Consider the following 20537-nt stretch of genomic DNA (forward strand, 5'->3'; position numbering starts at 1 on the left):
CCTGCCTTCCGACGATCTTCCGAGAGGGATTTGTCATGGACAACATGCGTGAACGCTTCGCCGCCACCACCTCGCGGCTGCTGGACGAGGACCCACGGGTCGCGGTCGTACTGGCCGAGATCACCCGCGACGGTTTCGCCGACGCCGCACGCGCCCACCCCGACCGGGTGGTCAATGTGGGGATCCGGGAGCAGCTGCTGATCGGTGCGGGCGCCGGGATGGCGCTGACGGGGCTGCGCCCTGTCGTGCACACCTTCGCGAGTTTCCTGGTCGAGCGCCCCTTCGAGCAGGTCAAGCTGGACTTCGGCCACCAGGGCGTGGGCGCCGTACTGGTGAGCGCCGGCGGGTCGTACGACTGGCCCGCCGGCGGTTTCACCCATATGGCGCCGGGTGATGTGGCGCTCCTGGACACGCTCGACGGCTGGACCGTGCACGTACCGGGTCACCCCGACGAGGCGGAGGCCCTGCTGCGCCACGCGGTGCGCGGGGACGACAAGGTGTACGTACGGCTGTCGCTGCAGGCCAACCAGCACCCGCGGCAGGTCACAGGAGCCGGGTTCCGCACCGTGCGGGAGGGCCGCGGCGGGGTGGTGATCGCGGTCGGGCCGATGCTGGACGCGGTCCTGGCGGCCACCGAGGGGATGGACGTCACCGTGCTGTACGCGGCGACCGTGCGGCCTTTCGACGGCGCCGCCCTCCGCCGGGCCACCGACGCGCCGGGCCGGGCCGATGTGGTGCTGGTCGAGCCGTATCTGGCCGGCACGTCGACCGCGGCCGCGAACGACGCCCTGGCCGACCGGCCGCACCGGGTGCTCGGCCTCGGTGTCGGCAGGGCGGAGCTGCGGCGGTACGGGCAGATCGAGGAGCATGTCGCCGCGCACGGCCTGGACGCCGCCTCGCTGCACCGGAGCATCAGCGGGTTCCTGGCCTGAGGACCGCCGCTCCCCCGGATCCCGGCCCGCCCGGCAAGCCCCTGGGAGGGGGCCTGCCGGGCGGCATCCGGGCCTGCTACGGGTGGACGGCGACCTGGGCGAGGCCGACCCGTCCGGCGCCGGTGAGCTGGATCTTCACGTACCGGGTGCGGGTGTTCAGGTCCAGCACCGTGGGCCGCAGCGCCTTGCCGGTGACGTGCACGGTCTTCTTGTCCGTACGGACGTCGAAGTCGGCCGTCGTGGTCGAGGCGTCGTTCCAGATCTCGATCCGCCCGACGTGCCGCACGGATCCGAGGTCCACCTGCCACCAGGAGCCCTGCTCGGAGAGTGTCCTGGTGTCGGTCGAGGTGTCCCCGTCGATGGCCAGTGCGGCGGCGGCGCCGTCGGTGGACGACTGGGTGGCGGTGCCGTTACGGGCCAGGTCGGGGCTGAGCTGCTCGACGGGGCCGCGGTGCGCACCGGCTGCCGAGGCGATCTTCAGTGCCGCCGCCGGGAGCTGTTCCAGCCGGGTGTGGTTGTCGCTCATGGTCGAGCCGGTCCCCGCGATGGCGGGCGCGTCGGTGTCGGTCCAGTTTCCGCGGGCGGTGTTCTGGATGCCGTAGTCCGCCCAGTTGGAGACCCACTTGTAGCCGAGCCTGGTCAGGACGTTGTTCTCGACGGTGATGTACGAGGACTGCTCGTCGAGGTAGATGCCGTTGCCGTCGCGCTCGGTGTTGCCGTACGCCGAGCGGTTGATGTAGTTCCCGGAGACCACCGTGCCGGGCTGGGCGCCCTGGGTGTAGATCGCGCCGCCGTCGTGCTGGGCGTCCTTGACCTGCATGACGTTGGTGATGCGGTTGTCGGTGATCCGGTTGTCACGCAGGACCGACTTCTGCGCCTCGGGCTGGTTCCAGCCCCAGCCGACCGAGATGCCCGAGTAGGGAAGCTGGTCGAGGGTGTTGTGGTCGACCGTGAGTCCGGCTTCGTAACCCGCCCAGACCGCGGCCGCGTCGGTGTACTCGACGGCGGCGCAGGTGACCGTGTTGTAGGCGAACGTGTTGCGCTCACCGGCCAGTTCGGGCGCCGGCGTCGGATCGGTGTCGCCGATGTACGCGGCGCCCGACGACAGGTCACTGAAGTCCGAGTGGGTGATCGAGGAGTCCTTGGTGCCGGCTTCGAGGATCGCGCCGGCGCCGCCGAGGTGGGTGAACGACGCCCCGTCGACGGTGACATGGCGGCCGCCGTGCACGGTGAGCGCGGCCGACGGCTTGGTGTAGTAGCGGCCGGAGTGATCGACGGGTCCGGTGGCTCCGGTGAGTGTGAGTCCGGCCTGCATCCCGGCGTAGCCCTCGTCGGTGTCCGGCTGATGGTAGGCGGCGTACGCGAAGCCGATCCCCCGGAGCCGGACGTCGCGCGCGCCGTCGACCGTCACCAGCTGCTCGGTGGCGGGCGTGACGGCCGTGGCGCGCCGCATGTCCTCGCCCTTGCGCGGCAGGTACGTGAGGGTGTGCGTGGCCGAGTCGTGGACGAACTCACCCGGCTGGTCGAGGAGTTCGGGTGCGTTCTCGAAGAACGCGACGCCCGAGTAGCGCGTGGAGTCGACCGCCGTGGAGTCCCAGGCGGGGCCGGTGCGGTCGGTGCCGCTCGCCGAGTTGGTCCAGCAGGGCTGGGCGAAGGTCATCGTGTCGCCGCTGACCCCGGCGATCCGGCAGTGGTAGTTGCGCCAGCGGACCTTGATGACGGCTTCGGCGTCGGTGGGCCGCTTCCAGTCGGCGATCCCGGTGGCCTTCGCGCCGGTCATGCCGGTCTTGGTCGCGTCGCAGACACTGGCGGCGCAGGCCGCGCCGCGGGCGGGGGTGGCCCGCACACCGTTGACGAAGAGCTGGCGCGGGGTGATGTTGTCGGGCACCCGGGCGGTCCAGGCCCCGCCGGAGGTCTTCGTCCAGCCGGTGACGGTACGGCCGCCGGACAGCACGGGGCGGGCGCCGGGCGCGGCCGTCCAGGTGGTGCCGGAGTCGGCGGCGGTCAGCTTCAGGGCCGCGCCGCGGGTGTACGTACCTCCGGCGAGCTGCACGGTCACGTCCTGCCCGTGCCGTGTGCGGGCCTTGTCGCGGGCGCCGTCCAGGGAGCAGGGGCGGCTGTGGGTGCAGGACGCTCCGGCGCCGTGCGGGGCCGCGTACAGGGTGTCGCCGTGGGCGGGGCGGGCGGCCTGCGCGAGCGGTGCGGTGGTGAGCAGCGCGGCGACGGCCGCGAGTGCGGTGCCGATACGCCGTGCGGTGGGCCGGTGACCGGCCGGTCGGTGGGTGGTGCGGCGGTTCATGCGGCGGCCTTCCAGTCGGGGTGGCCCGGCATCGGCGGGTTGGTGGCGCCGAACAGCCAGTCGCGCAGAAAGCGGTCCAGGCTCCGGTCGCCCGTGACGTCGACGGTGTGCCGGATGAACTTCTCGCTGGTGTAGGTCGAGTCCTTGAAGCGCCGGACCCACTCGCGCATGATCCGGTCGAACGTACGCTGCCCGACCTGCTGGTTGAGCGCGTACAGGACCAGCGCCCCGCCGTCGTAGATGTTGGTGCCGCCCAGCGCCTTGGGCAGTCCGGGCGGGCCGTCCGCGGCGCGGACCGCGTCGAGCGTCCCGTAGACGGCCTTCATCTTGTCCGCGACGACCGACCAGCCGCGCTCCTCGCTGTACACGGCGGCGTAGTAGGTGGCCGGCCCTTCGTTGAGCCATGCCTGCTGCCAGTCGTGCGGGGTGACGGAGTCACCGAACCACTGGTGGGTCAGCTCGTGGACCATGGTGTTCTCGTACGTCGGGTTGCCGTCGGCGCTGGGCTTGAACCAGTTGGTACCCATGAGGGTGAGGGTCTGGTTCTCCAGCGCGTCGGTGTAGCCGTCGTAGATGTGCACCCCGTACGTGGAGAACGGGAACCGCCCGAACCTCGCCTCCAGCCAGGCGAGATGGTCGGCGGTGCGCGCGACGACCGGCGCGTAGGTGTCCTCGTGGCCCTGCGGCACGATGTGGCGCAGCGGCAGCCCGGTGTGGCTGCTGCCGTACAGATAGGTGCCCTTGACGACGGCGATGCCGAGCAGTTCGGTGGGCATCCGCTCGCGGAGCGCGAAGTGCCAGACGGCCGAGCCGTCGGCGCGCGGGGTCCGGTGCAGCAGTTCGCCGTTGGCGGCCGCCACATACCCCTTCGGTGCGCTGATGTGGAACGCCCAGGTGGCCTTGGACGACGGGGTGTCGTTGCAGGGCAGGAAGGTGTCCGCGCGCGAGGACTGCACGGCGGCAGCGAAGCCGCCCTCGCTGCCGAAGACCCAGCCGTTCAGGCCGAGCCGCTTGTCCTTGCCGTTGCCGTGGTAGCGGATCTCGACGGTGAAGGGCCTGCCGTCGCGCAGGGGGCGGGCCGGGGTGAGCGTCAGCTCCTGGCCGCTGCTGCCGGCCGACAGCGCCCAGCGGGCGGCCCGGCCATCGACGGTGACCTTGTCGATGGTGTGGCCGTCGGTGTCCAGGTTGAAGGCGGACAGGTCCTGGGTGGCCACCGCCGATATCCGTACGGCCGCGGTGAAGTCGTAGGTCACCGGGGTGAAGTCGAAGGTCAGGTCGTAGTGGGTGACCTGGTAGCCGCCGTTGCCGAGGGTCGGGAAGAGCGGGTCGCCGACACCGCTGGAGCCGGGCTCGGGATCGAAGGAGCGGGCCAGGGCGGGGGTGCCGAGTACGGGTACGGCCGCGGCGGCCGCCACCGCGGCGCCGCCGAGCTGGAGTACGGTGCGTCGACTGGTCACTTCTTCCCCTTCTGGACGGCCTCTTCGAACTCGTGGCGGGCCTGTTCGCCGCCCTTCGCCAGGTACTCCTTCGTCAGCTCGCCGTAGTACGACATGGGCCTGCGGCCGGACACGATGTCCTTGAGGCCGTCCTGCTTGAGGGTGTAGAGGCTGCCGTAGCCCTTGGAGTCCCAGGTGGGCGAGGAGACCTTGAGGGTCGGGTCCTGCTCCATGACCGGGATCATCTTCGCGTACGCCTCGTGGACGTACCGCACGCCCTTCTCGGTGTCCGTGCTGAACACGGCCGGGACGGCGGAGGCGAACATCTTCCAGGGGACGGTGACGTCCTGGCTGCCCTTCTTGGTGAGGATCGGGTTGCCGTTGGCGTCGCGGGTGAAGTCGGTGCCCTCGACGCCGTAGATGATGAGGGTGTACTCCTCGCTGCCGAACGGCGACGCCGCGAAGTCCGCGAGCGCGAGGATCTGCTTCACCCGCTCGGGAGACGCCTTCTTGATGTGCGTGTTCTGGAGGGCGACGTTGTCCATCCAGGCGATGGCCTGGTCGCTGAACGGGGTCATGGGCCGGGGGTCGAACTTCTTGTCGACGGCCGCCATCGCCGCCACGTACCCGGTGCTGGGCGTGTAGTACGACGGGATCCCGTCGTACACATAGGCGCCCTTGCCGTTCTTGAACATGTCGGTGTACTGGGACTTCTGCGCGCCCGACATACCGATCGTGCCCGGGTAGTAGCAGCCCGCCTTGTACAGCTTGCGCGCCGTGTCGATCGCCAGACGGAACTCGTCCGTCTCCAGGTCCGTCACGAACTTGCCGGTCTTGGCGTCCATCCGCCAGTAGCAGGGCGCCCCCGCCGACATGGCGAGCAGGTTGTTGGCGCCCGCGATGATGGCGTACTGGTCCTTCTTCGGGCGGGTCAGCTCCTTGCAGACCTCCACGAACTTGTCGAGGCTGGAGATCTCGTCGAGGCTGGAGACTCCGACCTCGGCGAAGAGGTCGTGGCGGTAGAAGCCCGCGCCGCCGGTGCCCATCCGGGAGATCGGAATGCCGTAGAGCTTCCCGCCGAAGATGCCGCCCTGCCAGGCCGCCTGCGGGATGGCCGCCAGGTTCGGGTAGTCCTTGATCTTCTCACCGGCCAGGAACGGCGTCAGATCGGCGCACTTGGCCGCGAAGAAGGCCGCCTTGTTGTCGACGCCGCCGGTCTCCGGATACATGAAGAGGTCCGGCAGGGTGTCGCTGGCGACCATGGTGGTGAACTTGGTCGAGTAGTCGTCCGTCGGGACGGCGGTGACGTCGACCTTCCCGCCGAGCAGCTTCTCGATCGCCTGCCAGGCGGCGTTCTTGCCGCGCGCCGGAGGGGGCGGCGAGAAGGTCTCCATCGCCGCCGATATCGGCTTCGCGCCCTTGAGCACCTGGCCCTTGGTGGCGCGCGGTGTCGTGGCCGGGTACTTGTAGAACGCCTGCGGCACACCCGCGGCCGTGCCCGGCAGGTCGGGCTTGAGGCCGATGTTGCGCACCGCGGTGGCCGGCAGCAGGCTCGCGCTCTTGGTCTCGGCCTCGGCCGCGGTACCGCCGTCGCCGCAGGCGGCGAGCAGCGGGGTCGCGGCGAGGCCGAGGCCAAGACCCGCGCCCATGCGGAAGAGGGCTCTGCGGTTGATCGAGGTGGAGCTCGGCACGGACATCTCCTTGAGAGAAGGGAGGGAAGGCCGGGGGGTGGCGGGGCTGCTCGGCCGACGAGGGCCGGTTGCCCGGCCCACGGGGCTGCTCAGCCCTTGATGGCGCCGGTGAGCACGCCCTTGGTGAAGTAGCGCTGGACGAACGGGTAGACGAGCAGGATCGGTACGACAGCGACCACCAGGACACCCATCTGCACGGCCTCCTGCGGGGCGACGCTCTCGCCCGCTGCCGCGCCGCTGAGGCTCTGGCCCTGGAGGACGAAGGTGCGCAGCACCATGGGCAGCGGCCACTTGTCGGAGTCCTGGAGGTACAGCAGCGAGTTGAAGAAGGCGTTCCAGTACGCCACGGCGTAGAAGAGGCCGACGACCGCGATGACCGCCTTGGAGAGCGGCAGGACGACCTGGAGCAGGATCCGGAAGTCCCCGGCACCGTCGACGCGCGCCGCGTCGTACAGCTCCTCGGGCAGGTTCATGAAGAAGGCGCGCAGCACGACCAGGTTGAAGGCGCTCATCAGGGTGGGGATGACGAGAGCGGCATAGGTGTTGTAGAGGCCGAGCTGGTTGACCAGCAGGAAGTTCGGGATGATGCCGGCGTTGAAGAGCATGGTGAACAGGGCCGTCATCAGGATGAAGCGGGATCCTGTGACATTGCGGCGGGAGAGCCCGTACGCCATGCCGATGGTGGCCAGCAGGCTGGCCGCCGTGCCGAAGACGGTGATGCCCACACTCACCAGGAGCGCCCGGGACACGACACCGCCGGTGAAGATGGTGCGGTAGGCGTCGAGCGTGGGGTGGTCGGGCCACAGGACGAGACCGGTCGACTTGATGATGTCGGTCTGCGAGGCGAAGCTCGTGCCGATCACGCCGAGCAGCGGATAGGCCACGGCGACCACGACCAGGACCAGGACGATGCCCTTGCCGGTGAGGCCGAGGCGCGTCGGCCGCTCCATCCACGGCGGGCGGCCGTCCGACGGCCTGATCACGGGCGCGGCCGCGAGCGGCGCTGCCGTGACGGGGGCTTTCGCCGGTGACTTCTCAGCTGTCCGCACCGCGGTACACCCCTTCGTGGCCGAGACGGTGGGCGAACTTGTTCGCGCCCAGGACGAGGACGGTTCCCACGACTGCCTTCACCAGGCCGACAGCCGCCGAGATGCCCCACTGGTTGTCCTTGATGCCGTGGTAGTAGACGTAGGTGTCGAGCACTTCACCGGAGCCGGGGCCGACCGCGTCGCGCTGGAGCAGGATCTGCTCGAAGCCGACGGAGAGGATCTGGCCGAGGTTCAGGATCAGCAGCAGGATGATCACCGGTGCGATACCGGGGAGCGTGACGTGCCACAGCCGGCGCCAGCGGTTCGCCCCGTCGATGGCCGCGGCCTCGTACTGCTGCTTGTCGATCCCCAGCAGCGCGGCCAGGATGATGATCGTCCCCCAGCCCGCGTCCTTCCAGATGGACTGGAGGGCGATCAGCCAGGGGAAGGCGTTGGGGTCGCTCATCATGTCGTAGCGGGGCAGCCCCAGATCGCCGAGGAGGTCGGGCAGCAGCCCGGCGCCGCCCAGGACCTGCTGGAAGATCGAGACGATGATGACCCAGCCGATGAAGTGCGGCAGATAGACGACGCTCTGGATGAACCGGCGGAGCTTGTCGCTGACGATGCTGTTGAGCAGCAGCGCGAGCGCGATCGGCACCGGGAAGAAGAAGATCAGCTGGACGAAGGCGATCTCCACCGTGTTCACGGTCGCCGACCAGAAGGCCGGGTCGGCGAAGGCGCTGGAGAAGTTGGCGAAGCCCGTCCACGCGCTGTGCATATAGCCGAGGTACGGCTGGTAGTCCTGGAAGGCCACCATGTAGCCGAGCAGCGGAATGTAGTGGAACACCACGAAGTACAGCAGCCCGGGCAGGGTCAGCAGCAGCATCACCTTGTCGCGCTTGATCCGCTGCCGCAGGGACAGCCGGTGCTGGGCGACGACGGGTGGAGAGGGTGCTTGGGACTTCCTGCGCCGCTTGTCCAGCGGCATCGGAGGTGCTGTTTCAGCCATGGTGCAGTCCTGTTCGGCTGGGGTGGCGCAGAGCGAGCCTTCTGCCGCCGCAACGTAGTAAGCGGTTAACCCCACCGTCAAGAGATCCGGAGAAACGTCTGCGTTACTCGATGTTTCTGTCGGCGGGATCGCCCCGAAAGGTCCTCAAATAGCGTCGCAAACCGGTCAGATGGCCAGGCAGATCGCTTGACGTGTGGCGTCTTGGCTCCCTAGCGTGCCGCTCATCAATAGAACGCGTTTACTGTCCGGAGGCAGGGTGCGAACCACCGACGAGGCACCGGCCCAGACCGGTACGGACGAGCCGGACCCGCCCCCGCGGCGCCCTCGCACCGTGCTGGCCATGGACCCCGGACTGATCGACGACATCTTCCCGCCACGAGTGCGGACCCGTCTCGAGGAGTCGGCCGATCTCCATCCGCCCTATGTCATCAGGGAGTTCGGCTCCCCGGACGCCACGGCCGCGCTGGCCGGCGCCGAGGTGCTGCTCACCGGCTGGGGCTGCCCGCCCATCGACGCCGGGCTCCTTGAGCGGGCGCCGAAGCTGCGGGCCGTCATTCACGCGGCGGGCACCGTCAAGACGTTCCTCGCGCCCGAGGCGTACGAACGCGGGGTCGCCGTGTCGTCCGCGGCCGACGCGAACGCGGTGCCGGTCGCGGAGTTCACCCTGGCGGCGATCATCATGGGCGCCAAGCGCGCCTTCCCGTTCGCCCGGCTCTTCCGCGACCGCCGCACCCACCGCACCGCCGCCGACCTCGACCGCCAGCACTGGATCGGGACGCACGGCCTGACGGTCGGCGTCATCGGCGCCTCCCGGATCGGCCGCCGGGTGATCGAACTGCTCCGGGTGCTCGACGCGGACATCCTGCTGTACGACCCGTATGTCGGCTCGGCCGAGGCCCAGTTGCTGGGGGCCGTCTCCACCGACCTCGACACACTGATGGCCACCAGCGACGTGGTGACCGTGCACGCGCCCGACACCCCCGCGACCCGGCAGCTGCTCGACGCCCGGCGGATCGGGCTGATGCGCCCCGGCACCCTGCTGGTCAACACGGCGCGCGGGCGCCTGGTCGACACCGAGGCGCTCACCGGACACCTGGTCAGCGGGCGGCTCGACGCCGTACTCGATGTGACCGACCCCGAGCCACTGCCGCCGGACCACCCGCTGTGGGACCTGCCGAACGTCTTCATCACCCCGCACATGGCGGGCGCCCAGGGCAACGAGGTCGGCAGGCTCGGAGCGCTCGCCGTGGACGAACTCTGCCGTTACGCCGGCGGCCTGCCGTTCAATCACCCCGTGCACCTCGCCGACTTGGAGCGGATCGCATGAACGGCCCTGCCCCGCAGGCCATAAGCTCAGCGGCACAGGACGACAACCAGGGGGTGGGACCGATGCGCCGCCAGACCTCGGCAGCCGACAGCCGGCGACGCGCGACCGTCACGGACGTGGCACGGCTGGCGGGGGTCTCGACCGCGACCGTCTCGCGCGTGCTCAACCGCAACTACCCGGTCGCCGCCGCGACCCGGGAGCGGGTCGAGGAGGCGATGCGCGAGCTGGGCTATGTCGTCAACGCGCACGCCCGTGCGCTGGCCGGGGTGTCGGGGCGCACGGTCGGCATCATCGTCAACGAGCTGATCGACCCCTTCTACGCCTATATCGCCCGCGGCGTGGAGCGGGAGGCAAGCCTCGGCGGACGCCTCTGCCTGGTCTGCTGCACCCAGGGCGACCCCAAGCGCGAGCTGGCCTTCATCGAGCTGATGCACGAGCGGCGAGCCGACGCCGTGGTCGTCGTCGGCGGCAGCGTCGCCGACCGCGCGCACACCGCCGAACTGGGCCGCAGGGCCCGCGATCTGGAGTCCGGCGGATCGAAACTGGTGCTGTGCGGGCGGCCGCCGCTGGGCCAGGAGACCCGCGGCGCCGCCGTCGAGTACGACAACGAGGGCGGCGCCTTCTCCATCACCGACCATCTGCTGACCCAGGGCCATGAGCGGATCCTCTACCTCGGCGGCCCGCCGGCCCTCTCGACCACCCGCGACCGGCTCGCCGGGCACCGGCGGGCGCTGGAGCTGCGCGGGGTGCCCCGCGATCCGGAGCTGGAGCAGCTCGGCTCCTTCAGCCGCGCCTTCGGGCGCCGCAGGATGGCCGAACTCCTGCGGGACGGGCCGGACTTCACCGCGGTCTTCGCGGCGAACGACATCGTCGCGGCCGGCGCGGCCCAGGCGCTGGAGGAAGCCGGTGTCCGGGTGCCGCAGGACATGTCGCTCGCGGGGTACGACGACATCCCGGTGGCGCAGGAGCTGCGGCCCCGGCTGACGACCGTGCACATCCCGCTGGAGGAGATGGGACGCCAGGCCGTACGGCTCGCGGTGCCCGGCGGCGACGAGGACGAGTGGCGGGAGCCGACCACCGGAACCGTGCGGCTCGGCACCCATCTCGTGGTCCGCGACTCCGTGGCACCGCCGCCCGCGCGCGGCCGCCGGCCGTGACCGGTTGCTCCGCGACCACCTGCCGCGTGACCACCTGCCGCGTGACCGGTTGCCGCGTGACCGGTTGCTTACGGCCTGTCCCCAGTTGGCCATAGTAAAAGACAGTAACTTCCCCGGCCCTCTTGCGGGTTGATAGCAACCGCTTACATGCTGACGCGCAGTTCGTACGCCACTCCACCACCTCTTGCCCCCTGGGAGTCCGGATGCGCCCTGCTCACCTGCCCCTCACCGGCTCGGCGGTCAGCCGCCGCTCCGCGCTCGCCGCACTGGCGGGCGCCGGAGCCGTCACCCTGCTCGGCGCCGGGAACGCTGCGGCGGACGGCGGCTCCCGCACAGCCCCCGAAGCCCCCGCGTCCCCTGCATCCCGTGCGGGCGACAGCACCCTGCTGATCGAGGCGTTCCCCGGCGCGGAGACCGAGCGGCTGCGGCTCGACAGGTCGCTGCGCGCCAGCGAGTTCATCCCCACCGGCCGCTACGCGGCCCCGGGCGAGCAGGTCACGGTGCGGATCCGGCCGGGGCACGGGACGCTGCCCGTCCTGCACATCGGGACCTTCGACGACTACAACACCAACCCCGACCTCAAGGCCCCCCGGGTGTTCCCGCTGCGGGCCGGGCGCAACACCGTCTCCGACGTCTACGGAGGCCCCCTCTACCTCAGTTTCGCCGGCCACGGTCAGCAGGCGGCGGTCACCTTCGTCTCCGGCACAGCGAGGATGGCCGGTTTCGAGCTGGGCCGCACCAGCGAGGCGGAGTTCCAGCGGCAGCTGGACAGCATCACCGATGTGCCCTGGGTGGAGCTGACCACCGGACACACCATCCTGACGCTGACCCGGGAGGGCGCGCTGCTCTACCGCGGTGAGGACCACGCGGCGCTGCTGCGGCTCTTCGACACCATCATCGACTCGCACAACAGAATCAGCGGCCTGGTGGGCCCGAAGCCGCTCAACCGCCCCAAGGCGGGCCGCTACCACTTCAACGAGGTGAGCGTCGTCCCCAAGGGCGTCGGCGCCTACGCCTGGCACGGTTTCAACGGCTTCCCGCGCGCCTATATGGACCGCCTCTGCACCGTCGACGGGCTGCGTACCCGGGGCTGGGGGCTCTACCACGAGCTGGGCCACCTCAACCAGCAGGCCGCCTACCAGGCGGGCGGGCTCACCGAGGTCACCGTCAACATCTACTCGCTGGCCGCCCAGCGCACCCTGGGCCAGCCGTCCAACCTGCTCACCAAGGACGCGACGACCGGGCTCAACTGGTTCCAGTCGGCGGCGCCCAAGGTCGGCGCGCCCGGCATCGCGTACGAGACGACGTTCGGCCCGTACGAGCAGTTGGTGCCGCTGCGCCAGCTGGAACTGGCCTTCGGTGACGACTTCTGGCCGAGGCTGCACCAGCTGGTCCGCACCGAGCACCAGCACGACGCGCCGGTCGAGGACTACGACCACGACCCGGCCGTGGAGGCCAGGCAGTACCGGGCGCTGTCCACCTACGCGAGCAGGGTCGCGGGGTACGACCTGACGGACTTCTTCGTACGGAAATGGGCCTTCCCCATCGATGCCACCGGGATCGCCGAGATCGCCGCGCTGCGGCTGCCCGAACCGTCCGTCGACCCCAGCTCGCTGAGCGACTGACACCGCCCCCGATTCCGGAACCGAAGGGAACCGCCATGGATCAGCCCCATTCCGCGCTCAGCAGGAGAACGCTCCTGGCCGCCGGGGCCGCGTCGGTCGTCGTGCCGGTCGTCACCGGGACCGCGGGCGCGGGAACGGCGCGCGCCGCCGCGCCCGTATCCCCCGCCGCCACCGCTCAGGCCGCCGACGCGGCCGACGTCTACGAGACCGCGCTGGCCCGCGCCGAACAGCTCATCACCGGGGGCGGTTTCGACCCCGCCGACCCCGACTTCGCCGCCGCGCTGAAGACACTCGACACCACGGCCGCCGACTTCTGGCAGCGTCTTGACCGCAGCGAAGGACGGACCGCGCTGTGGCCCGACTACGTCCCGGTGACGGACCCGGGGATGTTCAGCCAGAGCTACACCCGGCTGCGGACCCTCGCGACCGCCTGGGCGACCACCGGCGCCGCGCTGAGCGGGAAGGACGAGGTGGCGGACGCGCTGGTGTCCGCGCTGCGCTTCCTGCACGACACGGCGTACAACCCGGACAGGCCCGAGAGCGGCAACTGGTGGTTCTGGGAGATCGGGGCGCCGCGCGCGCTGCTGGACTGCTGTGTGCTCCTCAGGTCCCGGATCCCCGCCGCCGACCTGACGGCCCAGCTGGCGAGCGTCGGGAAGTTCGCGCCGGATCCGGACCGCCGCACCAACTCCCCGTCGCTGGCCGAGACCGGCGCCAACCGGTCCGACAAGGCCGTCATCGTGGCGCTGCACGGGCTGCTCGCCCAGGACCCGGCGAAGGTCGCGCTGGCCCGTGACGGCCTCTCCGACGTACGCGACAGGGGGCTCAACAGCCTTTTCCAGACCGTCACTTCGGGCGACGGCTTCTACGCGGACGGCTCGTTCGTCCAGCACGACACGGTGGCGTACACCGGCTCGTACGGCACGGTGCTGCTGGCCGGGGCCGCGTATCTGAGCGCGCTGCTCGCGGGTTCGCCCTGGGCGGTCAGCGATCCGCATATCTCCGTGATGTACGAGGCGGTCACCAAGACCTTCTCTCCGGTGATCTTCGACGGGCTGATGATGGACGCGGTGCGCGGGCGGGCGATCTCGCGGGAGCGTGCCGCCGACCACACCGACGGCGCCGCGGCCATCTCGGCGATTCTGCTGCTGGCCAGTGCCGCGCCCGACTCCGTCGCGGACGGCTGGCGGTCTGCGGTCAAGGGCTGGATCGAGCGCAACCGCACCGACCCCTACCTGGGCCTTGTCGGGATTCCGCAGGTCGCGCTCGCCAAGGAGCTGCTCGCGGACCGGAGCGTCGTCGCTGCGGACCGGGCGACCGGTCACCATGTCTTCGCGGACATGGACCGGGTGGTGCACCGGCGGCCCGGCTGGTCCCTGGCGCTCGCCCTGTCCTCGAAGCGGATCGCGGCGTACGAGGCGGGCAACGGCGAGAACCTGCACGGCTGGTACACCGGTGACGGCATGACGTACCTCTACACCGGCGACGACCTGGGCCAGTTCGGCGACGGTTTCTGGCCGACCGTCGACCCCTACCGGCTGCCCGGAACCACCGTGGACACCCGGCGGCGCGCGGACATCACACCCGGCGCGGGGACCGGGACCTACCTGCCGGGTAACACCGTGGCGGGCGGCGCCGTCCTCGACGGGCGGTACGGCGCGGCCGCCATGGAGCTGGCGGCGCAGGGCAGCACGCTGACGGCCCGCAAGTCGTGGTTCCTCGTCGACAACGCGGTGATCGCGCTCGGGGCCGGTATCAGCGCGAGCGACGGCCGCACGGTCGAGACCGTCGTGGAGAACCGCAATCTGCACACGTCGGGCGAGCGGCGGCTGACCGTCGACGGCGAGCACCAGCCGTCGGGGCCGGGCTGGAACAGGACGTTCCACGGCGCCCGGTGGGCCCATCTGGACGGTGTCGGCGGGTATGTGTTCCCTTCGCCGGACACCTCACTGCACGCGCTGCGGGAGGAGCGCACCGGCCGCTGGAGCGATCTCGACACCGGTGCGGACACCGCCGGTTCCACCACGCCGGTCACCCGCAGGTACGCGACGCTCTGGCTCGACCACGGAGTCTCCCCCGCCGACGCCTCGTACGCCTACATCCTGCTGCCCGGTGCGTCCCCGGCCGCCACCGCGGTCCAGGCGCACACCCGGCCGGTGCGGATCGTGGCCAACAACGCCACGGTGCAGCTGGTCGAGGTGGCCAGGACGGGGCTGACCGCTGCCACCTTCTGGCGGCCGGGGACCGCGGCGGGCCTCACCTCCAGCGGCCCGGCGTCGGTTCTGCTGCGCCGGCACGGCGGGGGTGTGTCGGTCGCGGTCGCCGACCCCGGGCACGGCCGGCAGGCCGTGACGCTCGAACTGCCCTTCCGGGTACGGGAGGTGGTCCACGCCGACCCCACGGTGACCGTCACCACCGGCCGCCGCCCGGTCCTCACCGTCGCGGTGGCCGGTTCGCGCGGCCATACGCACACCGCCGAACTCCGCTGACGCCCGTCCGACCGGTGCCGGCGGGCCCGCCCCGCCGGCACCGGCACACATCCCACAGCCCAGGAGCACCGCCCCGATGACCCCGCCCTTCCTCGATCTGCCCCCGACCGACCGGCTCCTCTCCTCACGCACCGGCTGGACGCGCGCCCACTGGGAGACGCTCGCCGACCGGCTGCTCGACGGTCTCGTGCCGTATGCGACCCCCGGTTTCGCGCAGTACCGGCTGCCGGGGCGCGGCAGTTGGTCGGGGGTGGTGTCGGACGGCCTCGAAGGGTTCGCGCGCTCCTTCCTGCTCGCCGCGTTCCGGATCGCGGGGGCGGGCGACGCGGCGGATCCGCGTCTCGTGGAGCGGTACGCGCGGGGCCTGGCCACCGGCACCGATCCGGCGTCCCGCGAAGCCTGGCCGAGGCTGACCGAGTGCTCGCAGCAGATGGTGGAGGCGGCGTCGGTCGCCGTGGCGCTGCACGAGACCCGCCGCTGGATCTGGGACAAGCTCGACACCCGCGTCCAGGAGCGGGTCGTGGACTGGTTCTCCGGCTTCGTCGGGAGCCGCACCTGGGACAACAACTGGCGGCTGTTCCAGGTGGTGTCCGAGCAGTTCCTCGCCTCGGTCGGCGCCCCGTACAGCCAGTCCGACATCGACGGAGGTCTGGACCGGATCGAGGACTGGTACGTCGGCGACGGCTGGTACACCGACGGCGACGGGCAGAACTTCGACTACTACATCGGCTGGGCGCTGCATCTGTACCCGCTGCTCTGGTCCCGGATCGCCGGTGAGGATCCGGACACCGGGCGCACCCAGGTCTACCGGGAGCGGCTCCGCCAGTTCCTCGACGGCTACCAGCACTTCTTCGGCACGGACGGCGCGCCCGTGCACCAGGGCCGCTCCCTCACCTACCGGTACGCGGCGCTCGCCCCGGTCTGGATGGGCGCGCTGGCCGACTGCACCCCGCTCTCCCCCGGCCGTACCCGCCGTCTCGCGTCGGGCACCATGCGGCACTTCGCGGAGCGCGGGGTGCCCGACGAGCGCGGGCTGCTCACGCTCGGCTGGTACGACACCTTCCTGCCCACCACCCAGCCGTACTCGGGTCCCGCGTCCCCGTACTGGGCGTCCAAGGGCTTTCTGGGGCTGCTGCTGCCGGCCGGGCACCCCGCCTGGACGGAGCGCGAACAGGCCCTGGCCGTCGAGGAGTCGGACCAGTACACCGCGCTGCCCGCACCGGGCTGGCTGCTGCACGGGACCCGGCACGACGGCATCGTCCGGCTCGTCAACCACGGGAGCGACCACAACCCGCCGCAGGGCGACGCGGCGGACGACCCGCACTACGCCACGTTCGGCTACTCGACGGCCACCGCGCCCGAGTCGGCGCCGCATGCGTGGGAGCGGGCCGTGGACAACCATCTCGCGGTGGTCGGCCCGGACGGGGTGCCGTCGCGGCGGCGGCGCATCAACCGGCTGGCCTGCGAGGGGCGGACGGCGTCCTCCTGGTACGAGGACGCCGGGGTCCGGGTGGAGACGACCAGTGTGCTGCACGGCCCCTGGGAGATCCGGGTGCACCGGGTGGACGCCGAGCAGGGCGTGACCGTACGCGAGGGCGGCCATCCGGTGGCCGCCCGGGAACGCCCGTTGTCCGACGAGGGCGGCGGGTGGGCGCTGGCCCGGACGGCGGACGGTCTGACCAGCGCGCTGGTCGGGCTGTACGGCTGGGACCCGGCGGATGCGGCGGTCGCCCGGAATGTGCAGGCCAACGCGTACGGCCCGCACTCCGCGACTCCGGTTCTGAGCCGCGCAGGACACCCCGGCGGGCGGACCGTGCACGTCAGCCTGGTCGCCCTGTCCCGGGACTCGGTGCACCCCGCGGCGCTGCAGGAGTCGATCACGGTCACAGTCGGGGATGGCGCGGCCGGGGACGGCGCGGTCGAGCTGGTGTTCCCGGACGGGACGACCGTGACCGCCTGACCGCGCCGCCCTTCGCCAGGACGTCGGAACCCGGCGCCGGAAGCCCGGCGTCAGAGCCCGGCATCCTCCCGGTGGTGGATCTGCGCGACCAGCTCGGCGGCCGCCGCCTTGATGGTCTGCAGACCGGTGAGCCCCCACTGCCTCGGCACGGTGTCCACGACACACACCGCGCCGAGTGCGGTATCCGTACGGTCGATGAGGGGCGCGCCCAGATAGGAGCGGATGCCGATCTCGTCGACCACGGGATTCCCGGCGAACCGCGGATAGTCGCAGACGTCCTCCAGGACGAGCGCCTTGCGGCGGGCGACCACATGCGGGCAGTAACCGTGGTCGCGGGCCATCACACGGTTGATCCCACAGGCCGCGGCCACCGCGCTCAGGTCGCTGCCCGAGTGCGTACCGGCCGGGGTGTGCAGCCCCGCGAAGAACTGCCGGTTCTCGTCGATGAAGTTGACCAGCGAGTACGGCGCCCCGGTCGCCTCGGCGAGCCGCCGGGCGAACGCGTCGAAGACCGGGTCGGGGTGTTGCCCGAGGCCGAGTCTGCGCAGCCGCCTGGCCCGGACGGGCGCGTCCCGGTCGACGGGGGTCAGCAGCAGCCGCCCTGTCGGGTCGTACGTCATGGGTGGACTCCCTGGGTGGTGACCTGGTCCGCCACCGGGCCCGGTTCGGGTCCGGCCTCCGGCGCGGTGTCGAGCAGATGGCCTACGAGAGTGACCAGGGTGCGGATTCCCGAACTGGCGATACGGGCGTCGCACAGCACCACGGGGATATCCGCCCTGAGGTCGAGCGCCGCCCTGACCTCGTCCGCCCCGTAGCGGAACGCCCCGTCGAACTCGTTGACGGCGACGATGAATCCGATGCCGCGCTGCTCGAAGAAGTCGATCGCGCCGAAGCACTCGGCGAGGCGGCGGGTGTCGGCGAGCACCACGGCGCCGAGCGCTCCGGCGGAGAGCTCGTCCCACATGAACCAGAAGCGCTCCTGGCCGGGTGTGCCGAAGAGATAGAGCACATGGTGCTGGTCGAGGGTGATCCTGCCGAAGTCCATGGCGACGGTGGTCGTGGACTTGGACTCGACCCCCTCCAGGCTGTCCGTCTGCTCACCGGCCTGGGTGAGCATCTCCTCCGTGCTCAGCGGTGAGATCTCGCTGACCGCCCCCACGAAGGTCGTCTTGCCGACCCCGAACCCGCCCGCGACGAGGATCTTCAGCGCGGTGGGGAAGAGATCAGAGCCGTCGTCGTAGGCCATCGAGCACTGCCTCCAGCAAGGAAAGGTCGGTGGGGTCTTCGTCGGGCCGGGGCGCGCGCGTGGTGACCGCCCCGCTGTCCATCAGGTCCGAGAGCAGGACTTTGGCGATGACGACGGGCAGCCGCAGATGGGCCGCGATCTCCGCCACCGAAGTGGGCCGCTCGCTCAGCCCGAGCGTCTGGGCGTGCTCGGGCCCGAGGTGTGCCGGGAGCGGCGCCCCGGTCGCCATCACCTGGGAGAGCAGGTCGAGTTGGGCGGTGGGGCGGGTGCGGCCGTTGCTCACGGCGTACGGGCGGATCAGCCGGCCGGCCGCCTCGTCCAGCCATGGGCTGTCCTGCTGGAAGGGCACGTTCAGCGCCCCGTGGCGCTCGATGCGCCGACCCGGCTGCGGGCCGGAGTCACCAGATAGGGCCGCACGCTCTTCACCAGCATGGCCATCTCGTATCCGAGGACGGCCGCATCCGTCTCGCGCCCGGCGAGAACGGCGAGACAGGTGCCCGAACCTGCGGTGGAGACGAACAGCAGGGTGGAGTCGAGTTCGACCACCACCTGCCGTACTTCTCCGCTGTCGCCGAAGCGCGCTCCGGCGCTGCGGCCGAGGGAGTAGAGACCGGAGGCGAGGGCCGCCATGTGGTCGGCGCTGTCGGCGTCCAGGCCGTGCACGGACTTCACCAGCCCGTCGGCGGACAGCAGGACGGCGTTGCGGGTGAATGGGACGCGCTGGACCAGGCCGCTCAGCAGCCAGTCGAGATCGGACACATGCGCGGTCGGCGCTTCACTCGCCATGGTGCATCTCCTCCTTGGAGAGGTCGTGCTTGGAGAGGTCGTTCGTGGTGAGGCCGTGTGTGGGGAGGTCGGGTGCGGAGAGGTCGTGGGGGAAGTCCCGGGGGAGGCCGTGGGGCTCGGGCTCCGCCTCGGCGAGGCTGATGCCGCGCTGGAAGGCGGCCATCAGGCCCGGATCGTGGACGGCCGGGTGCTCCTCGTCCGTCCGGGGTGCGGGCGCGTCCTTGAGCTGCGGGACCAGATGCTGCTGGCTCCGGCGCCGGGGCAGATCGGGGCGGTCGGCGGGCGAGATCAGCGGGACGGGCCCGGTGTCGTACCGCGCACTGTCGTATCGCTCGCTGTCGTACCGCGCACTGTCGTACCGCTCGCTGCCGGCCGGCGCGCCGGTGTCCGGCGGCGGCCCGTGGTGGGCGCCCGGGAGGGCTGCGGCCGGATTGGGCCGCTCGGCCTGCGGCTCCCGTACGGGAAGCGGCCGGGGGGACTCCTGCGGGGTCGGCGGCGTGGCCGGCACGGGCGCTTGCTGCGGGAACTGCCGAAGCGGCGCGTCCGCCGCCCCCGCCCCCGGTCCCGGTCCCGGCCCGAGCGGGTCCTCCTGGCGGGCCTGCGGGATGTGCGGGACCTGGTGGGCCGGAGGGACCTGGTGGGTCTGGGAGGTGCGTGCGGCCGTCGGTGGCTGGAGTCCGGCCTCGTCGGCGCCGAGCAGCGCTGCGGGCAGGACCAGTACGGCCTGGACTCCCCCGTAGATATTGGCCTGCAGCCGGACCGAGACACCGTGCCTGCGGGCCAGCGCGGCCACGACGTACAGGCCGATCCGTCCGTCCTGGAGCAGATGGCCCACATTGACCTGGTCGGGCTCGGCCAGCAGGGCGTTCATCCGGTCCGTCTCGGTGACCGACATACCGAGGCCCCGGTCCTCGACCTCGACGGCGAGTCCGGCGGTGACGTGCTGGGCGCGCAGCAGCACCTGGGTGTGCGGGGCGGAGAACACCGTGGCGTTCTCGACCAGTTCCGCCAGCAGATGGATGACGTCGGCGACGGCGTGGCCGCGCAGTGTTCCGTCCACCGGCGGCACCAGTTTGACGCGCGGGTACTGCTCGACCTCGGCGACGGCGGAGCGCATCACCTCGGTCAGGGAGACCGGATTGGACCACTGGCGCCGGGAGATGGCGCCGCCGAGCACCGCGAGGTTCTCGGCGTGCCTGCGGATCCGGGTGGCCAGATGGTCGACCTGGAAGAGCCCCTTGAGCAGTTCGGGGTCCTCGACCTGGTTCTCCAGCTCGTCGAGCAGCTGGATCTCCCGGTGCACCAGCGACTGGAGGCGCCGGGCGAGATTGACGAAGACCTCGACCTTCTGTTCGTCGACCGTGGTCACCGCGGGCGGTGCGATGCGCGCGGCGCGCACCACGGATTCCACGGCCGCCTCCTGGGCGCGGCTCAGTTCCAGGGCGAGCAGGTCGAAGGCGTCGCCCCGGGGCGGCCCGGCGGTACCGCCCCCTCCGCCGGGCGGTGCCTCCCCTCTGGCGAGCCGGTCGACCACGGCCCGCAGGTCGGCCTG

Annotated in this window: 16 protein-coding genes; 6 read left to right on the forward strand and 10 right to left on the reverse strand. The window is 71.3% G+C overall.

What is annotated here, in order from left to right; genetic code table 11:
* Positions 1 to 35 precede the first annotated feature (35 nt).
* Entirely contained in the window at positions 36 to 932 is an 897-nt protein-coding gene (locus tag G3I19_RS09650; RefSeq protein WP_164262075.1) for a transketolase, read from the forward strand.
* 76 nt (positions 933 to 1008) lie between these two features.
* Here the strand turns inward: G3I19_RS09650 and G3I19_RS09655 are convergent, their stop codons facing one another.
* From G3I19_RS09655 to G3I19_RS09675, 5 genes are all read right to left on the reverse strand, one after another.
* On the reverse strand, positions 1009 to 3231 hold the full coding sequence (locus G3I19_RS09655; protein ID WP_164262078.1) for a right-handed parallel beta-helix repeat-containing protein: 2223 nt from the start codon (positions 3229 to 3231) through the stop codon (positions 1009 to 1011).
* Entirely contained in the window at positions 3228 to 4688 is a 1461-nt protein-coding gene (locus tag G3I19_RS09660) for a M1 family metallopeptidase (RefSeq protein ID WP_164262081.1), read from the reverse strand. Before G3I19_RS09660 ends, G3I19_RS09655 begins: the two co-directional genes overlap by 4 nt.
* Entirely contained in the window at positions 4685 to 6364 is a 1680-nt protein-coding gene (locus G3I19_RS09665; RefSeq protein ID WP_203599377.1) for an extracellular solute-binding protein, read from the reverse strand. The genes G3I19_RS09660 and G3I19_RS09665 overlap by 4 nt, the downstream gene beginning before the upstream one ends.
* A gap of 83 nt (positions 6365 to 6447) precedes the next feature.
* Entirely contained in the window at positions 6448 to 7308 is an 861-nt protein-coding gene (locus tag G3I19_RS09670) for a carbohydrate ABC transporter permease (protein WP_164262126.1), read from the reverse strand.
* Positions 7309 to 7393: 85 nt separating this feature from the next.
* On the reverse strand, positions 7394 to 8395 hold the full coding sequence (locus G3I19_RS09675) for an ABC transporter permease subunit (protein ID WP_164262086.1): 1002 nt from the start codon (positions 8393 to 8395) through the stop codon (positions 7394 to 7396).
* Positions 8396 to 8735: 340 nt separating this feature from the next.
* On the opposite strand from G3I19_RS09675, the gene G3I19_RS09680 reads away from it, so the two are divergent.
* The 5 genes from G3I19_RS09680 (at position 8736) to G3I19_RS09700 (ending at position 16953) form a co-directional block, all read left to right on the forward strand.
* Positions 8736 to 9722: a hydroxyacid dehydrogenase gene (locus G3I19_RS09680; protein WP_203599382.1), complete on the forward strand. Its 987-nt coding sequence runs from the start codon at positions 8736 to 8738 to the stop codon at positions 9720 to 9722.
* Between the two features lie 62 nt (positions 9723 to 9784).
* The gene (locus G3I19_RS09685; RefSeq protein WP_164262129.1) at positions 9785 to 10879 is read left to right on the forward strand and encodes a LacI family DNA-binding transcriptional regulator; all 1095 of its coding nucleotides are present in this window, start codon (positions 9785 to 9787) and stop codon (positions 10877 to 10879) included.
* A 203-nt stretch (positions 10880 to 11082) separates the two neighbouring features.
* Entirely contained in the window at positions 11083 to 12504 is a 1422-nt protein-coding gene (locus G3I19_RS09690; RefSeq protein ID WP_164262091.1) for a M60 family metallopeptidase, read from the forward strand.
* A gap of 35 nt (positions 12505 to 12539) precedes the next feature.
* Entirely contained in the window at positions 12540 to 14993 is a 2454-nt protein-coding gene (locus tag G3I19_RS09695) for a polysaccharide lyase 8 family protein (RefSeq protein ID WP_164262094.1), read from the forward strand.
* 76 nt (positions 14994 to 15069) lie between these two features.
* Complete coding sequence (locus G3I19_RS09700; RefSeq protein ID WP_164262098.1) at positions 15070 to 16953, forward strand: DUF2264 domain-containing protein; 1884 nt, start codon at positions 15070 to 15072, stop codon at positions 16951 to 16953.
* Between the two features lie 50 nt (positions 16954 to 17003).
* Here G3I19_RS09700 and G3I19_RS09705 read toward each other — a convergent pair whose 3' ends face one another.
* From G3I19_RS09705 to G3I19_RS09725, 5 genes are all read right to left on the reverse strand, one after another.
* Positions 17004 to 17573 carry a GAF domain-containing protein gene (locus G3I19_RS09705; RefSeq protein ID WP_164262101.1) on the reverse strand — a complete coding sequence of 190 codons (570 nt, stop codon included), beginning with the start codon at positions 17571 to 17573 and terminating at the stop codon, positions 17004 to 17006.
* A complete protein-coding gene (locus G3I19_RS09710) occupies positions 17570 to 18199 on the reverse strand; it encodes an ATP/GTP-binding protein (protein ID WP_164262104.1) in 630 nt (209 codons plus the stop codon). The genes G3I19_RS09705 and G3I19_RS09710 overlap by 4 nt, the downstream gene beginning before the upstream one ends.
* Positions 18177 to 18548, reverse strand: coding sequence for a DUF742 domain-containing protein (locus tag G3I19_RS09715; RefSeq protein WP_164262106.1), 372 nt, complete (start codon positions 18546 to 18548; stop codon positions 18177 to 18179). Before G3I19_RS09715 ends, G3I19_RS09710 begins: the two co-directional genes overlap by 23 nt.
* Positions 18549 to 18550: 2 nt before the next feature.
* On the reverse strand, positions 18551 to 18985 hold the full coding sequence (locus G3I19_RS09720) for a roadblock/LC7 domain-containing protein (RefSeq protein WP_164262110.1): 435 nt from the start codon (positions 18983 to 18985) through the stop codon (positions 18551 to 18553).
* Positions 18975 to 20537, reverse strand: a 1563-nt coding sequence (locus tag G3I19_RS09725) for an ATP-binding protein (RefSeq protein WP_164262112.1), incomplete at its 5' end; no start/stop codon positions are given. The genes G3I19_RS09725 and G3I19_RS09720, both read right to left, overlap by 11 nt.

Source organism: Streptomyces sp. SID10853, assembly GCF_010548145.1.
Lineage (GTDB): Bacteria > Actinomycetota > Actinomycetes > Streptomycetales > Streptomycetaceae > Streptomyces.